This is a genomic window from Aquibacillus saliphilus (assembly GCF_020404745.1).
In the GTDB taxonomy this organism is placed as follows: Bacteria; Bacillota; Bacilli; order Bacillales; family Amphibacillaceae; genus Aquibacillus; species Aquibacillus saliphilus.
Map to the genome: position 1 here is coordinate 100,770 of NZ_JAIZAP010000015.1, position 24,090 is coordinate 124,859.

Here is a 24,090-nt window from a genome sequence, read left to right on the forward strand (position 1 = left end):
GAAAGATGGAGAATTAGTATTACAAACAGATTATAATAATCATAGATATCAATGGGGTTTGAAAAAAATGACCCCGGTTAATACCGGGATCATTTACTAGTAACAACATAGCGTCCCATCATTACATTGTCCATATTTAAGGTAGCAGTTCACCTGTCCCTCTGTCCCACATCTTATTTTTGTACACAATGTGTTCTCTATTAAATTTGGTCGGGCTATCTAATCCGGTTACTGCTGCCATAGTGAATAAACCTTCTCTTAATGCCACTAGGTAATTACATGTTCGATACTTTTTCTCCTCGACAATGAGTGCCTTTTGTAATTTCGGATCTGTTGTGGCAACACCGACAGGACAATTATTCGTATGACAAACCTGCGACATAATACAACCTACAGTCATCATAAATCCTCTGGCTATGTTAACTAAGTCAGCACCGAGGGCGAGAGCCATTGCTATTTTATCGGGAGTAAGAAGCTTCCCAGATGCAATAATGTGTGTCTTATCACGAATCTGATATTTTTCCAATAGATCGTTTACTAAAGGGATAGCGGCAAATGCAGGCAGACCTACAGAAGACGCTAGTTCATAATACGATGCACCTGTTCCACCCTCCCCTCCATCAACAGTTATAAAGTCTGGGTAAACTTGTTTTTCTTTTATCACCTTGACTAACTGCTCTACTTCTTTTTCGTTACCAACGACTATTTTAATTCCAACAGGCTTTCCGCCAACATCCCGTAATTGATCAACAAAATCTAGCAAACCCTCGGTGTCAGAGAACTCGCGAAACCGGTTAGGACTATTAATTGTCTTCCCTTGTTCGACGTCACGGATTTCTGCTATTTCCTTAGTCACCTTATCTCCATCTACATGTCCGCCCCGTGTTTTCGCACCCTGTGCTAACTTTAGCTCGAATGCTTTGATTTGTTCGATGTCACTTTTCTTTTTAAAATCATCCCAGGAAAACTCCCCATCTTTTGTTCTAACACCAAATAGGCCTGGACTAATTTGCATTATGATGTCTACATTTCCTTTTAGATGGTGTGGGGAGACACTCCCTTCTCCTGTATTCATCCATGTGCCACCAGCCATTCCAAGTCCTTGAGATAACGCAGTAATTGCTCTATCTCCTAAGGATCCGTAGCTGATAGCAGACTGCCCAATTAATCCTTTTAAGGCAAAAGGCTTCTTTGCTGTTTCCTTTCCAAGCACAATGACATGTTCATCCGAAAGATAATAAGGGTTTATTTCCTCTTCTATCCGATGTTCTTTCCTGGCAAATAACTTTTCATTATCAATCTTATATAATTTAGTCTTAATTTTTGGTTCCTGGTCAACCTGCATTTCCTCTCTCTGTTTAGGAAACATATGATTAACCATATAAAACCCACCTTGGTTAAAGTCTTTTTCCGATCCATAGCCAAGCATTCTCGAGTTGTACTTTCCAGCTTTGTTTACAAATTCGAACTCTTTTCGATTAAAAGGTTTTCCTTCATTGTCATTATTATAAAGATACTGCCGCAACTCCGGACCTGCTTTTTCCAACACATACCTTACTTTCCCAAGTACTGGATAGTTTCGAAGGACGGAATGTTCCAGTTGATTGTTATCATGAAAATAGATTCTAAATACGATAACTAGCGGTAGAATAACCATAATTAAGAGAATCGGTAGTAATGCAAGTAATAAACCGTTTGTCATTTCTCTCTCCCCCACTCTTTAAAATAAGTAAGGCTTATACACAAAAATTACGATACATACCCAGATTAAATCGACAAAATGCCAATAGTAATGGAATATCCTTTGTTTTTCAACATATAACGAGAAAGGAATATTCGCCATTAATTGATAGAATAAGAGAATCATCCATATCGTTCCGAACAGAACATGAGCTGCATGTAAACCTACTAGTACATAAAAAGATGATAAAAATACGTTTGTCGTTAATGTATAACCCTCATTTATATATGTGAAAAATTCACGAATTTCTATTCCAACAAATCCTAATCCTAATAGAAACGTAATTACTAAACCCAACACAATCAATCTTGGACTCTTATTAGAGAGTCCTTTTTCCGAAATCAGTAATGTAGCACTACTCAACACTAAAACAAACGATGATATAATCACAGATTTGGCTTCAAAAACATCGGTTGGGCTTGGTGTAGATTGCTCAGATGTGAAAACAAAGTATGTTGCAAACAGAGTAGCAAACATGACACTCTCCACTATTAAATAGATAAAAAAACCCAACCGTTTGTCGTTATAATGCTCACTACTTTTTTCATTACTCATGTTTAACCCTCTTTTCCACATACTCGTTGCGACTCGTTAATGATCTAATTGGGAAGATGGATAACACAGCCAATCCAGTTATAATCATCAACCAAACCCATTGATAGATAAAGCTGATACTCATCGCAAACAATAATCCTGATAAGATTACTGGCTGAATCGTTTTTATCGAAACTGGAGCTGGTCTTGTATCATTTGCTTCTGACAGATCCTCGTTTTCAAGCTTTGCATACCAATAAGCATCTAGTTCACTTACATAAGGCATTTTCTTAAATGGCTGTTCTGGTGACGGGGAAGAAACCGTCCACTCTAAAGTTCTGCCATCCCATGGGTCATTCCCTACGTTTGGTGAGTGCTTATGGGTTTTGTATAAATTTAACGCTAAAAATAACATACTACTACCCATTAGAAAAGCACCAATCGTACTAATTAAGTTGAACTCAAATAAACCCTCGCCCAATTGATAGGTATACACTCGACGTGGCATACCTTGCAGACCGGCAAAATGCATTGGCAAAAAGGTCATATGGAAACCAATGATGAATATCCAGAAATGCCATTTCCCTAACTTTTCATTTAGTTGTTTGCCAGTCATTTTTGGATACCAATAGTAAATGCCCGCAAACACGCCCAAAATTGTAGCTCCAATGATCACATAGTGCAAGTGTGCAACAACAAAATAAGTGTCGTGAAATTGGAAATCCGCTGGTGCAGCAGATAACATGACTCCAGTCACCCCACCCATGACAAAGGTAGGAATAAATCCGAGGGCAAACAACATCGGGGTTGTAAATGAAATAACGCCACCCTTCATCGTAAATAGCCAATTAAATATTTTAATACCTGTTGGAACAGCAATAAGCATCGTCGTAATGGCGAAAAATGTATTTGCTAAGGGCCCGAGTCCGACGGTAAACATATGGTGTGACCAAACCATAAACCCCATAAAACCAATCAATGCTAAAGAAAGGACCATCGCCGGATAACCAAAAATTCTCTTCCTAGAAAATGTAGAAATAACTTCTGAAAATATCCCGAAAGCTGGTAAGGCAATAATATAAACCTCTGGATGACCAAAAATCCAGAATAAGTGTTGCCAGTAGATTGGTGAACCGACACCACCATGGAAAAATCCAGTACCAAACATGCGATCAAACATCAGCAAAAATAACGCAATCGATAACACAGGAAAGGCCACGAGGATCAAAAAAGATGTAATCAATGTCGACCAAGAAAATAACGGCATTATTGTCAGCTTCATCCCTGGGGCCCTGTGCCGAAAAATAGTGACAATCATGTTAATTGCAGTAAAGATTGTACCTAATCCCGAGATTTGAATCCCAAAAATGTAATAATCATTTCCAGCACTAGGGGTATATGTATCCGTTGATAGTGGAGCATATGCCGTCCACCCGGCATTTGGGGCACTGTTCATAAAAAATGAAAGATTAAATACTAACGCACCAGCCAAAAACATCCAAAAGCTTACCGCATTTAAATAAGGAAAAGCAAGATCACGCGCACCAATTTGTAGGGGTACCACAACATTCATCAGACCAATTAATAAAGGCATCGCCACAAAGAAAATCATTACTGTCCCATGTGTAGAAAAAAGTTCGTTATATTTGTCGTTTTGAAACACCCAAAAATCATTCTCGGGTACAGCAAGCTGTGTTCTAATTAAAAGTGCGTCGATCCCACCTCTAATAAAAAATAACACACCAAATAAGATGTACATTGTACCAATCTTCCGATGATTGGTTGTTATCATATACTCCCGAACCAAAGGCCATTTCTTTTTTTTAGAGATCCAAAACAAAACAATAGGAGCTAAAATAATAGTTAAAATCCACGCAGAGATAATATCCGACGGCACAGTTACATGACTTCCCCAAAAATCAAAAATCATATCTCGGGCCCTCCCTTCTATCTTTAATCATTCATTCTAGTACCCATTCAGCATACTTATTTTGCGTAATCACCTTAGTTTCAAATGTCATATTGGTATGATTTACACCACAAAACTCAGCACATTTCCCTAAAAAAGTCCCAACCTGATCTGCCTTGAACTCTAAAATGATTTCTTTACCTGGTAGGACATCCTGCTTGCCACTAAGTTCGGGCACCCAAAAAGAGTGAATAACATCATCAGATTTCAAATGCAAGACAATCTCCTTATCCTTAGGAAGGATCAATTGATTTTCTGAGGTTTTGCCATTCTGATATTGAAAAGACCAGCTATACTGCCTGGCTGTCACATTGATATGTAGCGCACTCGTATTTTCAAGAGATGTTTCTGCTAACTCTGGCGAAGATTCCATCGTTATAGCAACAGTAGGGACCGCAAGAATAACTAGCAGTAACATTGAAAGTGTCGTCCAAGTGATTTCAAGTTTTTTGTTACCCTTCACATCTCTTGGAATATCATTTTTATTCATTTCCGTCTGTTTGTACTTACTGACAAAACGAACAAATAAGAAAAATACTACTGATAACACTATCATCATTAGGCCAAAACTAAACCAAATCAAAAAGGTCTGGTCACTAGCACGTTCACTATTAGGATTTAATGCTCTTAATTGGCAACCACTCAATAATGGTAAAAATATGAGTAACAATGAAACTAGTTTTTTCATAAAACACACAGCCTTTTCCAACTTTTCTATCCTTACGTCTAACATATGTAACTCTTAATCATTAACCTCATTTTCAGAATTTCAAACATGGTTTGTCACTAAATGCATCAGAAGAATGAGAGAGTAAATTCACATACCATCAACTGTGCAATACAAAAGATGAGAACAGCTTAAACCACATAGTGATTTAAGCTGCCAAATTATTCATATTTTTCTCCTCGTTTACGGATTTAATAGTAAAAAAATCACCTAATACGAACCCTATTTAAGTCTTTTTAATCCTTTTTTAATTGGTGATAAATCCAATTTTCCATTTTCAAAAAAATTTTTTACTAAATATTCACTGTACTTTATTGCTTGTTGATAGGCGATTTTTCCTGGTAACGGAGCTTGATTTTCAATAACGGCATCAATAATAACTGGCTTATTAAGATTTATCGCTTGTTGAAACGCACTTTCCAACTCTGCTCTAGTTTGAACGCGAAAACCTAATCCACCACAAGCCTTTGCAAATTCCGCAAAATTGATTCCCTCTAAATCCGTTTCATATTCTAAGTGTCCCATCTCCTGTTGTTCGTATTTAATCATACTAATCTCACTATTATTTAAGACAACAACAACGATTGGGAGATTATATTTAACAGCTGTAACAAAATCGTGCATCACCATCGAGAACCCGCCATCTCCACAGACAGCAATCACTTGTTTTTCAGGTTTTGCTATTTTAGCCGCAATCGCTCCTGGTAGTCCACATCCCATCGTAGCAAGCCAACTGGAGATAATGAAATGTTGGTTAGTGATTGGAAAGTATCGTGCCATCCAAACAGTGACATTACCAACATCCACAGACAAAATCGCATCATCATCGACTATTTTAGTAAGATCTGATACTACCTGTGGAGCAATTAGCCTATCACTCTCTTGATTGACAATATCACTCAATTCCTCTCTCCAATCTTTCATCGCTTCCTGATATTTTTCAAGAAATGAGCGATTCTCTTTCCAAACGAGATTGTGATTGAGCCAAGAAAGTGTTTTTTTAGCATCTCCTACTAGACCAATATCAACTGGATATCTTTTTCCAATTGATTTGGTATCCACATCCATTTGTATCGTTTTAATATTATCTGGTAAAAATTCTCGATACGGAAAAGATGTGCCGACCAAGAGTAATAGATCGGCCTCATGCATAGCCTGATAGGCTGGTTTTGTCCCAATTTGACCTAAATTCCCTAGACAGTTTGGATGATCATCTGGTATAACTCCTTTGCCTGGCAGTGAAATAACAGTTGGAGCAGAAATATTTCTTATAAAATCATCTAATTCTTCTCGGGCTTGTAATGCTCCTTTACCCGCAAGAACGATTGGCTTTTCTGCATTCTCAATCAATGTCAACGCTTCATGTAAATCTATTTCATCAGGTAATAGAGATGATTTAGGTATCACAGGAGATGTTAAATCTAATCTATTCTTCTGTTTACGGGCAATGATATCATCTGGTATGACCAGCACAGCTACTCCTTTTCGGTCATAAGCCGTTTTGATCGCTTGATTCAGCAGATCAGGGAGCTGTTCTTCTGTTTCTATACGCTGATTAAAGACAGCTACATCATCAAACATTCTTTCGAGGTTTACCTCTTGAAAGGCGTCTGTGCCGATTTGGTTACTACTTATTTGCCCAACAAGCGCTAATACGGGAGCACCATCAGATTTAGCATCGTATAAACCATTCATTAGATGGATAGCACCCGGACCTGCAATCGACAAGCAAACCCCTAATTTACCGGTTAATTTAGCATAAGCGGAAGCTGCTAGTGCACCCACTTCCTCATGACGTACTTGAATGAATTTGATTGTATCTTGCTCTTTCCTAAGGTCATCCATCAATTCATTAATTGAATCACCAGGTAAACCATAAATATGGTCAATGTCCCATTGTTTCAATTGTTCAACAAAAGCTTCTCCTGCACGAGATGCAAACAAACAAAAAACCTCCTTGTTTTAACTATGTTCTTTTATTTTTTACATACCCTAATCGATTAATGAACAATCATTCTAGATTTGTAATTTCTCAATTACTTTTTCAGCCATTCGATGAGATAATAAGTCTCGTTGATACTTGGCATCGGATATGAAAAGAGGGTCAGTACCACCAATGGACGTTTGTCCTTGCATGGTAACTGACCCCTTTTTTCGTGGATTTCTAAATTGTCTATTTCCATTACATATGGTTATTAATAAAGAAACAGTGGTCACCCATTGTGCTAGATTGGTACTGATTTGAAAATCTGCAATTATTGTTGGAATTGCAACGATTCGAAGCGTCTGATTCAAAACAGTCACAAATGCAGTTGCAATTAAAATTGCAACAATATATAGCGATTATATGTCACTGTTTTTGATGGTGACATCTGTCCCCTCTTTCAAATCTTATTGTTTTTTTCATACGAAAAGTCTTTGCACTTTGTTCCGATTTATTAAAACATTTCGTTCGATTCACGATACGAATTAATACGTCACGTCCATTCTACTACTCTCACAAACATCGACTATAATCCTCAACTTTTCCCACTGTTGTTCTTCTGGTAATAGATTGCCGCGATGTATAGAGGCATAGCCACATTGTGGACTGATACATAATTGGTTTAGAAATGAAAACTAATTCCATCTGGTCGAACCATCTGATATTCTACAGTATTCTGATAAAGACTTCCTTTTTTAAAACTAAGTGAGACTTATCACAAAAAGGACGCCAAAAAACGTATATAATAATAGTGCTTGATCTATCAGGCTCAAGCACTTAAGGAAGCGTTTTACGATACAAAATCCATGAGGTGAAAAAAGTGATTAAAGCACATTTAGATTTAAAACTAACTAATACGATAAAAGATATATTACTACGAATTCAACACGGGGAGACCGAACAAAATATCCAAGAAGATTTTGATCAGCACGTTCATCACTTGAACACTTTAGACATTCTGCTAATTTTGCAAGAGTTAAAGAACGGTGCCAATGGAATTACGATTAAAGAAGTTAAGAAATTCATTGACATATATTTTTCGCTATACGGTCATTCGCTTCAAGACATACCTGTTCCTAATTCGCATCATCTCAGTCACCCTATCCAAATTTTCAAAAGTGAGAACCAGATATTTGAGAGTCTATTAACTCGAATAGATCGACTTATAAAAGGGATTGAAATAGATTCACAGCAACCGACAGGGCAACTTTTAGAAGAAATGAAACAATTCGGGCAATTTTACAACCATTACAATCGCAAAGAAAAACTCTTCTTTCCGATATTAGAGCGTTATGACATTTATCCCCTGACAAGAACAATGTGGGCAGATGATGATCGCATCCGCACGTTATATAAAGGTGCCCAAAGAATGATGGAGAAAATACCGGAGATCGATTTTCAATACGTCAAGGAAGCTTATCATGATATGGAAAAGGCATGTCGAGACATGATATTACAAGAAGAAAACATTCTATTACCTATCGCGCAGTCCATGTTCACGGAACAAGACTGGTTAGCCATTACAATGGAAAGTAAAGCATTTGGGTATGCAATCGATGTACCACCAGAAGAAGATTGGATTCCTGAATGCGCGTTTTCTCCAGAAGATGCAGAGGATAAAATCGATAGTGCCGATTCAAAACATTTGCGATTTGGTGGAGGTTACTTAACCATTAAAGAAGCCAACCATATACTAAACAACTTGCCATTAGAAATAACGTTCATTGATGAAAATGGCATCTTCAAATACTTCAATGAACTAGTAGAATCAGCCGAGATGATGTTTATACGCACGCCAACTTCGATTGGTCGAAATGTAGCAAACTGCCACCCTCCAAAGAGTTTAAAAAAAGTCATGCAGGTCATCCGTGACTTAAAGTCCAAGAAGCGATCATCAGAAACGATGTGGTTCAAAAAGAAGGATCAATACATTCATATTACGTATAAAGGTTTATTCACTGAAAATGGCGAATACTTAGGAATTTTAGAATATGTTCAAGATATTCAGCCATTTCTAGACTTACCCCGGGATGTGAAAAGAGAATTAAGTTAAGCGGTCAGGAAAAAACAACAGGCACTACTGTGAACAGTTGTCCATGAGTAGTGCCTGTCATTAAGATTTGGGTTCGTTGGATAAAAGCGAAAATTCGACTTTGGAGCTTTAGCAACGTACCTGAACCTTTGACATAAGATTTACCACTACAATTTCCTGTGATATTATAAAAAAGTATATACTTTAAAAACAGAAATGCCATTAAAATATGTTTGATTTTCAATATGACCTGTCTTCTGACGAACAGTTCAGATTAACTTTTGTATTACGTAGAACAAGGAAACTATGAATTAGAATAATCCTCAACGTATATTTCAAGTGATTCTATTTTTGCTTCTTTTAAATTTATTTATTTCAATTAATTTATAGACTTGATTGGCTGTTCCTCTCTTGTCAGTCTTTTTAATTCCTACATTCTTAAAAATCAGATTCTTATATCGAGCGTCAATCCAATTTTCCTCAAATTCATTTCTAGCCTTTACAATAACATTATCACCATCAATTTCCGGCTAATCATGTTTCGAAAATGATTACGGCTACAAGAATTTACCATCTCTGCCATGTTTTTCACCATCTGTTGCCACGGAATTTACCACCTGATATCAATGTATTTACCAAATAATAGGATAAGGATGTGGAAGTGAAAAAAACTAATCCCTTATTTTCAAAGGAATTAGGCTTCTAACCTTCCGCAATTTCGCTCGGTTGAGAAAAGTATTTTCTATTGAATAGTATCGTTGTACTGTGCAGCAAATACATCTGCTGTTTTCTCGTCTTGCTTATTCAACAACTAAGCTCTATAAAAGACACGTTATGAGATAAACTCTCCCTATTTCTAGTATTCATAAAGACAGAATATCTTATAACCCCTCCTCTGCTAGAAAAACATGTACCTCCAGCTTTTGTAATTCCGTTCACTCCTTTTATAACAATACTAAAATATCTTTCCTATCACGACCGATTGCACGGAAAAGTTCTGTGTTAAGGTTATCAGTAGTAAAATCTGTTATCCATTTCCTTTTTTTGAAATTGTCTAAAATTGCCTTGTTAACATTGTTTACTTCGAATGTAGGTCTTTTTCTTTCAAATAAGCTTAGAAAATCTTTCATTTGAAGAGTTCTAAGGCATTTTACTACTTCTTTATCGTTCATATCAGGTAAATACTGAGCAAACAGTTCCTTTTTAGTTTCCATCTCGAGTTGATCTGCCAAAAACAGTTCTGAAAGTAATTCAAAAGGTACGAAATAACCTTCAGATATTATTTCTTCAATATGCTGGATTGAGATAGTTCTTATAGCTCCCAAAATAGTTTTACTTCTTTCATTAGTATAGCTATTAAGCAAAAATGGAATATCTTCTACATTGAAATTGTGTTCTAAAATGTGTAATTTCACTGGTTCCGAGTAATCCTTTTCCTTTAACGTTATTATATCGGATGAGAATTCAAGCAGACTGGTTTTATAATTATCCTCTACATTTTCGTCTAATACTGAGAGTAATTCATCCATATCAAAGTTATCATCGTTAATTACCTTTTCCGTGTATTGACGAATATTATGTTTAATGAAAAACAATAACAAACTGCTAAAATTTTCTCGCGTAAATATAAGGTTCTCCTCTGTCATGCGCATAGTATCGATTTTTATTAGGATTTTCATTTTATCCTTTTCAATCTCCGTATTAGAAAATGATTTATAATATATGTCAAAAGTTCTTAGTATGGATTCGTATCTTTCATTAGTTAGTTCGTTATTATTTACTAATGCCTTAAAGAATTTTGAGGAGGATTCTTCCCCAAATTTATTATCAATTGAATACGTTTTGAATTCTAATAGATGATCAGATTCGTTTATAAAATCAATCAAACAAGAATCTAATTCATGATGGAAGAAATAATTTAAAATATTATGCTCGGAATATTCAACTACCAGTTCTTTTAATAACAAGGCCCATATATCAATATCTTTGACACTATCGATACGCTTAATGTTTGTCTCTAAATAGCCTATATACGTATTTTTATTTTTTGTATCAACCTCACAGTGATTGATTATTGACAATGCAACAGATTCTTCGTCTGTTATACGCTCATCACAGTTCTCCAAAACCTCTTTAATATAATGATTAAAATTGCTATTCACATATTGCGCTAAAGGTTCATCCTGCTTAGAAATAACTAAAGTGTAATTTTTATTTTTGAAATCATCGTTTTTAACCAATCCATAAACTCTTTCTAGCATTAAACAAGTAAGGTTAAAAGTCAGTTTGTACAAATTGTCTTTATATACTTCTTGGAACAATCTAGTGTTTGCTTCTTCAAAATTAATCCACTCAAATTTAACTCCAAGTAAAGTAAAACCAGCAATCAACTTTTCAATATCTGGTGTTTCAATATCAAGAAAATCATCGCTATCGGATATAAAATCAGTTAGACAATTGCTCTCATTTAAATTTTCAATTTCTGCTTCTGGAGAATAATACAAACTATATAAAGAGTATTGTTTTTTCTGGTCGTAGTTAAAATCCCCCTCATCTTGTATGCTTTGAAAAATACTTGGCCACATATGATTTATCTCTTTTATAAATAATTCCATTTCTGTTTCTTTCCTAAGCTCTAAAAAACCACCAATAAATTGAAAGTTTTTTGTGTCCTTTAACTGCTGAAGGAAACTACTTAAATACTTAGCGTTATTCGACTTTGTGAATAACAAGTGGTTCAATAAATCAAAATTAAGGATTTCTGAATGATTAAAATGACCAAGTTTCAATCTAGAAATTACCTTTTTCGGATCATTAAGTAAATATGAATAATCTTTCGGTATTTGATCTGTAACACTTAGTAAAAAGTTCTTATCGATTCGACTTAGGCTATTTTCGTAGAAATATGTCATATAATCTGAATAGTTCTCATCGATGTATCCATACCGTACTAAATATTTAATCAAAGGAAAATAATTACTTCCTTTAATTTCTTTAAATGTATTTTCTTCACCAATTTCATTTGTGTACGTAACGCTAAAAATTGTATCGATATTATCTTTGTTAATAAATTCCTTTAACTTACTATTTTGTAAAGTGCTCTTTTGTTTTATTAACTCTTGTAATCTTGATTTCAGTTTTTCAATTTGATCGCTACTTTTTCTTTCAATGGCTTCCTTACGCTTATTATATCTTGGATTTCGTTCTAACTTCTCCAACTCAGATGTTATGTTTAGAGTTGTTACTTGACCATGTATATTTCGAGTACGTATATTAGTAGGGTTATCTTTCATTTCTTTAATTAATTGTGTTTGGGTATTGAATTCAGAGATATTTTTGTTACCCACAGAAATTATTTGAGGACTAAACGTAAAATATATAGCATCCAGCTCATTAATAGACTCAAGTATTTCATCTTCTGTTAAATGAAGCTTCTTTCTTATTGCATCAATTTTATGATCAATTCTTTCCACTTCTTGCTCGATGAGTAAAGTTTTGTATTCAAATAATGTAAACATAAAGCCCATTCTAAGGTGCAGCTCACTAAAATCTTTTGGGAAAATATTTTTATAAACAATAATACCTAAAAGTTTATTAATGTCTAGTTGTATTAATGTTGAATTAGACGGTTCTTTGTTTTCCTGCTCTGTTTGTGGTTCACCATCCTTAAAAAAGATTCGATTATGGTAAATAAGGAATTCGTTATAAATATTTTTCAATATTCTCATGTCATCAATATATAATGATAGTTCGTTAAGAAAATTCTCATCGAATAAGTAGAAAATCTTCCCTTCTTTAAAATGATCAATTAATTGGTCATATGAATTAGAGCCATCAATAACTGGAACTATGGGAAGAATGAAGTCAAAAAACTTTGTCCGATCTTTTGAAGTGAAAATATCATCCCTTAATAGATAAAAGAAACGAATGGGCTGTTTTTTATCTTCAGCTTTTTTATTATTAACAAGTGTATTAATTTCCCTTAACTTCTCAAATATCTCATTCGCATTAAATCTATCCATATCTTCGAAAACAATTACATCTGCGTTAGAATGATCAAAAAGGTATAATACCTCATTAAGATATTTATCAAAAAAAGAATCATCCTTTTCTTCAAATATCTCAATCTCATTCCCTTGTAATTTAAGTCTTTTTAAAATATTATTATTCTTTTGAAGTATGATTATAAAATATGTTGATATTCCGAGGATTATAAAACAAGCTAAACCACTAAATAGCAACGTGATATTACTTGTCGTCCACATTAATGTATTTTTTAGCCATTTCACTTCTAATGTAGGGACAAAGGCAGACCACTTATTAAAAGAGTGTATATAATAAACAAGGATTAAAAATATGGTAAAAATTATAGTGCTAAAAATAATCTTTTTAGGTTCAGTTTTTTGTTTCACTTTAAATTTAGTCTGAGGTATTTTTTTATGTTTAATCTGATGAATAAGCTGGTTGAGAATTTTCCCTTCTAAGATAGCTTTATCAGTTGAAGACTTATTAGAAGATGTTTCTGGAGTTTCATCTCCTTCAACCGAAGAGTTTTCCGGATTTGTTTCAGGAAAGTGTGCAAGTGAAATATGTAAAAATCTTTTTTCAGAAGATTTGATTTTGTAAGACTCTATTATACTGCTTTTTCCCGCGCTGTATGGACCAGATATTGCAACATTCTTAATCTCATTATTTTCAAAGACGAAATTAAGGGCATCATCATACATTTTTAATTTAGCATTATTAATTGGGGTTAGTTTTTGGAAATTATATTTTTTTTTATCTTTTTCCTCCTGGTTCACGTATAAACCTCCATACAATTTATTATTAATCTGTATTGCTACATCCTATTTATATTAATAGAATATCAAATTCCAACAATAATTGCTTAATTTTGTTGGAATAGAATGAATTAACGAAGATATAAATGAACTAACAAGTGAAAGGAATGTTGTTTCAATGTGAAGATACTCTCTTGGAATTATATGGGGTAAAGTAAGCATCCCTTCATGGCAATTGGCGCAAATCTAAATAAAATCATTCCTGTATTGAGTAGCCCTCTTTTGAAAACCTACTACTGAAAACTCAAACCTTTTTACTTCAAGTACATTCTTTCATAGAAATTATTTGTTGCGCAGTAAGAGTCTACTGCACATCAAATAAGTATGTTGCACAATATAATATTTAATGACAATTATTGAATTAAATATCTTTTATTCTACTTACGGTTTCTTTAGATGGTTTTTTACTTAGCCAACTATATAATTAAACTAATTTTAAAAATAAAAAGAACTTAAGAAAAGCCCTTAATAGATTCAAAGTTAGTTATTTTATTAATTATTTACTTACTATTAATGCATATCATTGCAGTAGTTAATGACTTTCCATTTGTATGGAAAAATTAATATTAGACATCACATCGTTCGACTATCTATTTCCATTATAATTATATTTTCAATCCTTATTTAAAGCGTAAGGACAGTTCTTCCGCTTCCTTCGCAACTATGGATGCACTTGATACCGTGACATGATAGCATTTCCAATAGTTGATAGGTTCTTAGCAAAATCATCAACACTTGTTTCTAAGTCATCTTCCAACCATTTTGCAATATAGCCGACGGTACCAAATGCAGCAAACGCTGCAAATTCAGGATCCTCTAAATTCTTTTCTAATTCGGTACCAATACGTTTGGTAAATAAGGCTACAAATTCCTTATCTTGAAATCGATCTTTATAAAAAGATTTATTTATTTTTATGTGCTCACATATTTTGAATGTATTAGAAGAAATACCATCCTTGGGTAAGTTATATGATGTGGTTGTAGCTAACACTGGTTGGGTATAAAACAGCATAAATCCTTCGACTAATTCCTCCGTTATCCCAGAGATAAGGTCATATTTATCCTCAAAATGAAGGTAAAACGTTGATCTACTAATACCTGCTTTGTTTACAATTTGTCGGACAGTTATTTTTTTGAATTGGATGGAAGCAAGCAAGTTTAAGAATGCTGTTATTATCAATTCTCTAGTACTTGTAGAATACAAGTCCGTTTGTTCATTTTCCAAAATGATCCCTCCGTTTAAATGGACACTTTCAACTAGAATGTCTCTTGAAGTAATACTTTCTAAACCATAAACTATATGTAAGGGGTTTCTTAATTAAATATTTTACATGATTTGGGGAGGAATAGATATGAGTAAGGTATATGTAATTACCGGTGGATCCGGTGGAATGGGAAAAGAAATTGCCAAACGCTTTGGAAATAAAGGAACCATCGTACTAGCAGATGTTAGTGAAGAAAGACTAGCGACAGCAGTGGAAGAACTGGCAACAGCAGGCATAACAGATGTTATTGCCCAAACAGTGGATATCACTAACAAGCTTCAAGTTCAAGAATTAGCCGATAAAGCTGCTACCTTAGGAGATTTAGCTGCGATTGTGCATACAGCCGGTCTTTCACCTACAATGGGAGATTCCAAACGCATCATGCATGTAAATCTAGTTGGAACAGGCTACATACTAGATTCATTCTTAGCCTATGCAAAACCAGGAACAGTTGCCGTTTGTATCTCTTCCATGGCAGGACACATGACACCAAGTGGACCATACGATGAAATACTCAAAAATCCATTGCAGCCAGATGTTGTCGAAGGGATGGAAACGTTTACCCAAGGCTCGCCTGGTGCGGCCTATAGCTTATCCAAACTTGGAGTACAACTAATCGTAGAAGACCAGGCCTGGGCATGGGGACAAAAAGGAGCCCGAATCGTATCCGTGTCTCCTGGTACATTCAATACCCCAATGGGTCGTCAAGAAGCCAGTCAATCGAATGAAATGAAAACTTTATTGGATAACACACCATTAGGGAGAGAAGGAGAACCTAGTGAAATTGCCTCAGTTGTAAACTTTTTATGCAGTGAAGAAAGCTCCTATATCACCGGTACAGATATTCGGATTGATGGCGGCACTATAGCTAATACACGGAAGCTAAGTAAAAGTCAGAAACAGTAGATATTTTATTAGATTGTTTTAAAGAGTTGCTGTATAGCAACTCTTTTTTGTTAATAGAGTGATAAGGAGGGATTTTAGCGTGTACCAGGTTAGGAGCGTGGTAAAATAAATGATTTTAGAATCACCCGTTTTTTTGGTCACAATTTTTCGGAATGAAATCTATCTATGATTTCTTTTGTACCTCTTCTAACCTGTATGAATGCTAGGAAACTTGTCGTAACACATGCTATTATTGTAGAGAATGGAGGGTTTACGTTGAAAAAGACTCTAAAAGTAGTTGCAGCAATCATTGAAAATGAAAATAGTGAAATTCTTTGCGCGTTAAGATCCCCTCAAATGGCTATACCAAACATGTGGGAGTTTCCAGGTGGAAAAGTAGAAGATGGGGAAGACATACACACCGCATTAATAAGAGAAATTGAGGAAGAAATGAGCTGTAAAATTAGGACAGAAGAGCTATTTAATGACAACACACATGAGTACGAGAAATTTATTATTAACCTAATAGCAATCAAATGTAGAATCATTGGAGGTACACCTGTTAAAAGTGAACATTCTAAGCTTCTATGGTTAAAAAGAGAAAATTTAAACTCATTAGTATGGGCTCCTGCTGATATACCTGCAGTAAAGAAACTTGTAAACGAAAACTAGTCTCCACAAATGAGAAGACTAGTTTTGTTACTTTAATATACAAATTCACTTCAACATTTTCTTCTGGCAAAAAAGAATTTGATGTGGAATAGGTCCTAATCACTAAAAGTTCTAAACTATACTCTTATTCGCCTTAGGTACTAATCCTGGAGGCATTTCCTCATTCAATCTCCAGATAAAACTGATGGGCTTCTCACCATAATGTCTTACATACTCACATGTACCTAAGTAAGTAAACGGCGCCGTATAGCCCTGTTTTTTTGTATTCCCGGACAAATAGAGCAATTTTAAGATAATAGTAATTAGAACCATTTTAATTGTAATGCAAATTCTTTTTCTTCCTGCTCTATCTCTGTCAATCTTTCACCCATTTTTTTAATTAAACCAACTACAAGAGCATTTCCCATACAGAAATATCTTGTTCTCTCTGGCATACCAGTGTTTGTCCAATCCATTGGAAAACCATTTAACAACTCACACTCTACTGGTGTTAAATAACGGATTCTTCCTGTTTGAAGATCCTCTACAACATGTGAACTTCGATTACAAGTTGCTTCAGAAGTTAACATTGTTCGCCCAGGTTTATCTAAGTCATCCGGAAACGCCATACCACCTTCAGCATATTGATACTTATGTCCTGTAGCTTTTGAAACACGTTCAATCTTTTTTGCACCTTTTAAATACTTCATTTCTTCTAGTTCAGTTCTACCATTACTTCTTAGCGTTTCTTGGTTTAAATAATACTTTTCTTCGACTGGTCCGTAATTTTCATATGACAATTGAAGAATTTCCCTTAAAGTCTTAGATTCAAACATTACTGGAACTAATTCCCTTGAAAAGACTCGACCTTCAGTCATTGTACCAGAATTACGATAGGTTTCTTCAAATGAATCAGAAACATCAACAATATCTGAAAACAAATCAACATCAATATCTTTGTGTTTTGAATGTCTCTCATTCTCTACAGGAAACTGAGGTGCAAAGAAACCTTTATTATGAAGTCTTTCTTCCGGAGAGTACTCTTTCTGATTTTTTGCAAATAATGTATCATTACGAAATGCAAAGATAAAGACTCTACGTCTCCTCTGAGGGAATCCATATTCGGCAGCATTCAAAACTCTCCACTCAACTGAGTAACCAGCATCACGAAAACTGGCTAACATTATTGAAAAGTCTCTTCCTCTTTGTCTAGAAGGTGACTTTAACAAACGATCCACATTTTCTAACAATACATAGCGAGGGGATTTATCTTCAACGATTTTCATGATTTCCCAGAATAAAACACCTTTTTTTCCCTGAATCCCTGATTCTCCTGACAACGTTCTAGCAACAGAATAATCTTGACAAGGGAAACCTCCTACAAGCAAGTCATGCTTAGGAGTATCTTTCCAAACTGTTGCAATGTCATAGTTAACATGTGTACCTTTATCTCCAAATTTATCAGCATAACAATTAAATGCATGTTGCACTCTAGTTGACGGTTCCCATTGATTTGACCAAACAATATCAAACCCGGCGGCAGATTCGAGTCCTAGTCTAAACCCTCCAACTCCTGCGAACAACTCTATTACTTTTAACATAAAACGATATCCACCTTTCGGGACAGACTTACCACTTTAATAACTTTAAAACTATAGATACAGATATTTTGTTATAATATCATATGTTGTATTGGTGGTAAAATTAATTAGAACTAAGAATTCTTATAACAACATAAAATTGTTATAAGAAAAACATTTAATTCATATTTTCTATTTTCTTTATATAATCTATGATTAGCAGCTCATGCTTTGTATTTGCTTTACTCTGAAGTTGTTTTAATGTTAAATCACTGTTAATTAAGGCTAGTTCATCCGTATTCGAATCATCCAAACCTATTACTAATACTGGCAATGAAAATAACTCACTCGCTGACGTTATCTCGGCGACGGCTTTCTCAAAGTTAGCAACGCCACTATCAATACGCTTTGCTAGAGATTCCGTTGGTAAAATTAAAATCCCAATGTCACTTGCATTTTTGTTATGAAGAAATTGGACTTTGAAATAATTTCGATATGAGCTAGCTACATTACCGAATTCCACTTCAAGATGAAGATTATACTCGCTCTTTCTATCACTAACACTTTTTTTATAATCAATAGTAATATATTCCGTATTATTTATCTTAAAGTGACCATCTGATGTCCATCCCTTTACTTTCAACTGCAAATTCAAGTAAGAGTCCATTAGTTGTTGAATAACATCAAGTTTCTTCTGTGCATTAGATTTATTTTTGTAAATTGGAAGAGGTGTATTCTTACAAATAGATAGTAATTCATCATAGGTGCCTTTGAATGGCTCTTGCGAAAGAATACTTTCAGCAAAATTATGTGAATAAATTTTTACATTCATTTAGTTACTCTCCTTTTAGACACTAAAAATTATCATATAGATCAAAACGCCAACTTTGCACTTCTTTTATCCAGTTTTCACTATTCTTATAAACTGTCTCATAAGGATTACTAATAATAATAGGTTTATAGTCTCTACTAGTAATTTTTTTTCTGTCAACTAGATAAAGGAAGTAATTGTCTTTTTTTTCTTTTGCAACTTCAATTTCATTTTTAGACCAATAGAAGTAAGGATGTAACTCAAATGATTTGACTTCAATAAATTTGTCGTAATGATTAGATTTATTATTAATATAAGAAACTATATCATATCCTGCAGTAACATCCACGTCTGAGATTTTTTTAACTTTGTTTAAATCAAGAAAACCACAATCTCCTAGCCTTTTTTTCTCATAATTCAACACAAAGTTTTCTGCTATTTCTCCCATTTCTTCTTTTTTAGCCTGAATTTCTTTTAATTTTTCTAATGAAAGTTGCCTCTTTTTCTTTTTAAAATGTTCCTCAACAAGAGTAATAAATTTTTTTTCTAAAATAAGTACATTGTTATTAATATAGGTCAAGAATCCAATATTTATAAGTAAGTTTCTTATGCCCGAAAAATGGAAAGGTATATCACTGTTCCTAATAAAGTATGTCTCTTCTTTATAATCAAAAGTAAAGTTTACAATTCCAATAAGCTCATCAAAATAATTCACCAGAAGTAACCTTATAAAATCTTCAATGGACTCCTTAGATACCAAATCCTCTTGGAGAGATAATCCAAGAGGGTTCAAGAAGATTTCTTCACCTTGCATATCAATTATTTTCATGTCACTTAACAAAGCTAGAATAGCATCTACAGGTGTACGATAATAGTTGTTTTTATTCAAACAGTATTTCTTTATGTTTATAACCTTTATTGGCTCTGAACTAAAAACTTCATCAAATAACAGTATATAATCATCTATTCGTCCAAAACTATTATACTTTGTTAATTCTTTTAACATAATTTCTTATCATCACCTTAATGTCATCTTCTTCGACTTCTTCATCTGCAAATTTAAATAATGGAATCTCCGAATTTTCTACCAGGTCTGACAGCCTCTGCTCCTTAATTTCAAGCCTTTCATTTATAACCTCATCAATAGAATTCTTGCTTAATATAAAATAATAATTGATTTTATCCTCTTTTTTAAGCCCATATCTATGTATCCTGTCTTTTGATTGAATAAATTGTGCTGCATTAAAAGACCTCTCAATATAGATTGCATTATGACAAACTTTATGCAAAGAAATTGATTCTGATACTGCAAAAGGGTTTGCTATTATAACACTAAAAGGAGAATCTGGCCGATGGAATTCATCTATTATTTTTTCTCTAGTTTCCACTTCTTCATTGCTTTCATTATTTCCAGATTCAACAGGAACAGCGCCATATAACAATTTATTATTTATACCATTATCTTCTAAATATTTGCCAAATTCTTTCATATTTTGAATAAATGTCATCCATACAATTATTTTCTCATTTTGCGATATTTTATTTTTGATAATATCTTTGGCAACAATAAATTTACTTGGCACTTCAATTTTGCTATAGTTTACAATCTTTGAAATAATATCTGAATCATCAATGAATTGTTCAGTTGTTATTTCACTTTCAGTAAAAAATTCTTCGACTGGTTGAATTAATAAACCAGGATTTGTTGCAGCCTGCATTAACCGTATCATTCTTGCTTTAACTAAAAAGTTTTTCAAATCTCCGTCCCTTGATTTCTCAATCATATAATTCATATATTTACTTTCAATAAAGTCATATATTTTTTGTTGCGTATTACTCATAGGAATCAGTATCGGCGGGTTATTAATAGGCTCTGGAATGCCTAAATGGCTTTTCTTGATTCTTATAAAGTAGGGTTCTATATCGTTAATTAGTTTTGATATTCTTTCATCTTCAGGCTTTTCTGACATTTCCTCAAGGTGATACTTTTTAAACTGAATCACCTTTTTAGTCGGCCATATAAACTTAAATAAATTTATAAGATCCCCGTAACCATTTGGTGCTGGAGTACCAGTTAATATTATCCTAGATTTACTGTGTTTTGATAGTGTTAATACAGATTCTGCTGTAATTCCACCATCTGTATTTTTAATTTTATGAGCCTCATCTAATACTACCATCACCTTATTCATTTTCAGAAAATTAATTAAATCTTCCTTTACTGAATTGACACCTTGATATGATAGTAATGTTATCTCAGCAGGACTTGAAGAATACAATTCCACTATCTTTTTCTCTTTACTAAGAGCACCTGATAATCTTACTGAATCAGGTTTTTGTCCAAAACATTCTAGGTATTCTTTCTCCCATGGACCAAACGAACTCAAAGGACCTATAATAAGAACCCTATCTACTTTCTTCGGATTGTTGTCAGGAAGATTTTTTAGGTATGAATACGCTCCGTACACAATACTGGTTTTTCCAGCCCCAGGTACCGAAAAATTACATGCGTTCTGTGAAAAGGCTAAATGATATGCTGACAACAACTGTAACTCGTACAAAGTTCGATTAGGTAAATATTCTTCTAAACTGTTTACAAACATACTAAAATCTTTCTCGTCAACTAATTTATTCCTGATATCTTTTGCCTTTTTTGAAAAAACTTCAAAGTTTTTTTCTTCTAGAAAGAAACTTTGAAGTGACTCTTCAACCTTGTTAGATCTATCTTCAGTGAATTTAAATTTTTTTAGCATTTTTTGTATTTTTTTTAGTATTTCTTCTTTTTCCTTATCTGCATAAGAAATAGTAATTATATTATCATCATTTATTGCAGCATCTAGATAGTCTTTCAAAAAAAGTTTGGCTCTTTTATTAGATACTAATTCTTGTGTTGACCCTTGCAGTAAAAAATATTCTTTTTTTTCATCTATTTCAATTGAAATCAGAGACATCTTTATACATCCTTTATCTACATTAATCAGTAAACTTCAAACTAAAATTGCCAATCAATTTTTCTAAGTCTTTGATAGTTTTCTCTTCCTCAACTTTTTTTAAGGACTCAATATTAATAGACTCTAGAGTGTCAAGGGCTTTTCTTAATAACTCAAGTGGTTCGTTAGCTTGTTTAACATCTTCTAGTTTACCCTCGGATTTTTTGAGATTGTCTTGAAATTTTAATTTTATTTTTTTGCTCCAATCAACATCCCTTGTTGCAAGTAATTTTGACCTGCTAGCATCAGGATTTTCATTAAATATATACGAAGGAGATGGTTCTTTAATTTCTTGAGCATTATTAAAGTGTTTATTGAGAAAAGAATCCCAAACCTTTTCATTACAAAAAATTCCGTCTTTTTTACTAGGTTTAGCAATTGTTCTAAATTCTTTACCTTCATATTGTGCCCTTATATAATCAAAGCAAACAGCTTTTAAATCTGTAATATCACTATCATCATAGTCCCAATTTACTTTCGGACAACCATTTGGAGAATTATACTGTTTCAAATAACTTTGAAGATCGACCATAGGTCCTTCTCTTTTTTCTAATCTGGTATAAACTCCTGAATAATCCAAATAGTCAAGGTAATCATCCATTAATTCCATTATTTCAAGCATCTTCTTAACATCTCTTAAATTTTCACTCATCATTTTGGAAATATCTGGTTCAGTAAAACCTTCATCTTTTAAGTCCTTGCACTTTAAATACTTTTCAATAGGATTGTAATCAAGCTTCTCATCAGATCCTAATTGATAAGTAGTTTCCAATTTCATTATTGCTTTCTTATCAGCATTTTCTGGTAATATTACTGCGGTAAAATATCTGCAATGATCAACATTATGATTCTGTTTTTCCCATTTTTCTCTATTTTTATATATACGATTTAATAAACTTCCGCGTCTATTTCCATCGACGATAATTCCATCACTTGTGACTATTCCGTATTGCTGTTGACCTAATTCAACAAGGTTTGTTTGTGTTTTCTCATTTCTTTTCTCTTGGGACTCCCATAAAAACTCTTCGATAATCTCTTTATCTTCCGTCACCACCGGATTTAGTTCACGATATTGCTTTTCAAATGATTTTACAACACTACCAATTCTTCCATTATATTTATTATAAATAAGATAATCCAAGGGGATTTTATATGCATTTAATGTTTTGTTTTCCCCATCGTAATTTATCTTAATTCCCGTCATTACAGGCTCACCTTGTTGTATTTCTTTTATTCTTTTAGTTCTTAATTGTTCTTCCACTCAACTACCTCCTATTAATTTTTCATTCATAAATGATGCATTTTGTTATATTATAACAAATGAAAGTGAATAATAGGGTATTAATAGATTGTAAAATTCACTTTTAAAAATGGATTTCTAAGAAATTATTGTATAAAAAGGGGCTGGGACATAACTAGCCAAAAATAACGAAAAAAAGTTCCAATCATCATCGAAAGATGGTCGGAACCTTTTTTTGTTAAATTATTTTCAGGATTTGTTGCACCATTTGCATGTTTAGCGGTGTACTTTCTCAAATTCACCGCCATGAATGCAAACCCTAATTCATTTTCTGCTTTCTTTTTTCCTCTCACAGACATACGAGTGAAACGCAAATTAGCCTTCAAAAATCCGAAGACTGGTTCCACATCTATTTTTCGTTTGCCATAGATTTTACCGGTTTCTTTTTCTGAAAGCTGTTGTTTTGTGTATGCTTTTTGTTGTTCCCATTTTTCGTTGTAATATATTTTCCGATTATTTCCTTCCTTTGCTTTTGTACATTGTGAACGTAATGGACAATCCGAACAGTCCTCACATTCATAGACTTTAAAGGCTCGGGTGAAGTTATCTTTACCTGTCCGTTTGGACAGATACTGGAACGCCACTTTTTTACCATTTGGACAGAGGAAAGAGTCACTCGCTTCATCATACTCCCAGTTCGTTGTATTAAAAAAATTTTGCTTATATTTCTTTGTCTTCTCTTTTCGATACATATTATATGTAATTAGTGGGATGCGTTCCCGATTAATTAGGACATCATCGTAATTTTGTTCACTTCCATAGCCTGCATCAGCGACGATA

16 protein-coding genes are annotated in these 24,090 nt (G+C 33.8%); 3 read left to right on the top strand and 13 right to left on the bottom strand.

Annotated elements, in window-relative coordinates; translation table 11 throughout:
* Positions 1-136: 136 nt before the first annotated feature.
* From LD272_RS15180 to LD272_RS15200, 5 genes are all read right to left on the bottom strand, one after another.
* A complete protein-coding gene (locus LD272_RS15180; protein ID WP_226037470.1) occupies positions 137-1,702 on the bottom strand; it encodes an FMN-binding glutamate synthase family protein in 1,566 nt (521 codons plus the stop codon).
* Between the two features lie 18 nt (positions 1,703-1,720).
* Entirely contained in the window at positions 1,721-2,296 is a 576-nt protein-coding gene (locus LD272_RS15185; protein ID WP_226037471.1) for a cytochrome c oxidase subunit 3, read from the bottom strand.
* Positions 2,289-4,205, bottom strand: a complete 1,917-nt coding sequence (ctaD, locus tag LD272_RS15190; protein ID WP_226037472.1) for a cytochrome c oxidase subunit I — start codon at positions 4,203-4,205, stop codon at positions 2,289-2,291. Before ctaD ends, LD272_RS15185 begins: the two co-directional genes overlap by 8 nt.
* Before the next feature lie 31 nt (positions 4,206-4,236).
* The gene (coxB, locus tag LD272_RS15195; RefSeq protein WP_226037473.1) at positions 4,237-4,932 is read right to left on the bottom strand and encodes a cytochrome c oxidase subunit II; all 696 of its coding nucleotides are present in this window, start codon (positions 4,930-4,932) and stop codon (positions 4,237-4,239) included.
* A gap of 261 nt (positions 4,933-5,193) precedes the next feature.
* Positions 5,194-6,915: a pyruvate oxidase gene (locus LD272_RS15200; RefSeq protein WP_226037474.1), complete on the bottom strand. Its 1,722-nt coding sequence runs from the start codon at positions 6,913-6,915 to the stop codon at positions 5,194-5,196.
* A gap of 860 nt (positions 6,916-7,775) precedes the next feature.
* On the opposite strand from LD272_RS15200, the gene LD272_RS21665 reads away from it, so the two are divergent.
* Positions 7,776-9,008 carry a DUF438 domain-containing protein gene (locus LD272_RS21665; protein ID WP_226037475.1) on the top strand — a complete coding sequence of 411 codons (1,233 nt, stop codon included), beginning with the start codon at positions 7,776-7,778 and terminating at the stop codon, positions 9,006-9,008.
* Positions 9,009-9,931: 923 nt separating this feature from the next.
* Here LD272_RS21665 and LD272_RS15210 read toward each other — a convergent pair.
* A complete protein-coding gene (locus LD272_RS15210) occupies positions 9,932-13,789 on the bottom strand; it encodes a YobI family P-loop NTPase (RefSeq protein ID WP_226037476.1) in 3,858 nt (1,285 codons plus the stop codon).
* Between the two features lie 700 nt (positions 13,790-14,489).
* Entirely contained in the window at positions 14,490-15,053 is a 564-nt protein-coding gene (locus LD272_RS15215) for a TetR/AcrR family transcriptional regulator (RefSeq protein ID WP_226037477.1), read from the bottom strand.
* 127 nt (positions 15,054-15,180) lie between these two features.
* On the opposite strand from LD272_RS15215, the gene LD272_RS15220 reads away from it, so the two are divergent.
* Together LD272_RS15220 and LD272_RS15225 are read left to right on the top strand one after the other, a co-directional pair.
* Positions 15,181-15,999, top strand: a complete 819-nt coding sequence (locus tag LD272_RS15220; protein ID WP_226037478.1) for an SDR family oxidoreductase — start codon at positions 15,181-15,183, stop codon at positions 15,997-15,999.
* A gap of 255 nt (positions 16,000-16,254) precedes the next feature.
* Positions 16,255-16,650 (top strand): (deoxy)nucleoside triphosphate pyrophosphohydrolase, encoded by a 396-nt coding sequence (locus LD272_RS15225; RefSeq protein ID WP_226037479.1) that lies wholly within the window; start codon positions 16,255-16,257, stop codon positions 16,648-16,650.
* Positions 16,651-16,952: 302 nt separating this feature from the next.
* Here LD272_RS15225 and dcm read toward each other — a convergent pair whose 3' ends face one another.
* The 6 genes from dcm to LD272_RS15255 form a co-directional block, all read right to left on the bottom strand.
* Positions 16,953-18,230: a DNA (cytosine-5-)-methyltransferase gene (gene dcm, locus LD272_RS15230; protein WP_226037480.1), complete on the bottom strand. Its 1,278-nt coding sequence runs from the start codon at positions 18,228-18,230 to the stop codon at positions 16,953-16,955.
* A 157-nt stretch (positions 18,231-18,387) separates the two neighbouring features.
* Positions 18,388-19,041 carry a BglII/BstYI family type II restriction endonuclease gene (locus LD272_RS15235; RefSeq protein ID WP_226037481.1) on the bottom strand — a complete coding sequence of 218 codons (654 nt, stop codon included), beginning with the start codon at positions 19,039-19,041 and terminating at the stop codon, positions 18,388-18,390.
* Between the two features lie 22 nt (positions 19,042-19,063).
* Positions 19,064-20,026 (bottom strand): protein NO VEIN domain-containing protein, encoded by a 963-nt coding sequence (locus tag LD272_RS15240; protein WP_226037482.1) that lies wholly within the window; start codon positions 20,024-20,026, stop codon positions 19,064-19,066.
* On the bottom strand, positions 20,001-21,971 hold the full coding sequence (locus LD272_RS15245; RefSeq protein ID WP_226037483.1) for a DEAD/DEAH box helicase: 1,971 nt from the start codon (positions 21,969-21,971) through the stop codon (positions 20,001-20,003). Before LD272_RS15245 ends, LD272_RS15240 begins: the two co-directional genes overlap by 26 nt.
* 22 nt (positions 21,972-21,993) lie before the next feature.
* The gene (locus LD272_RS15250; RefSeq protein WP_226037484.1) at positions 21,994-23,271 is read right to left on the bottom strand and encodes a hypothetical protein; all 1,278 of its coding nucleotides are present in this window, start codon (positions 23,269-23,271) and stop codon (positions 21,994-21,996) included.
* Positions 23,272-23,396: 125 nt separating this feature from the next.
* A partial coding sequence (locus LD272_RS15255; protein ID WP_226037485.1) for a transposase occupies positions 23,397-24,090 on the bottom strand: 694 nt, incomplete at its 5' end.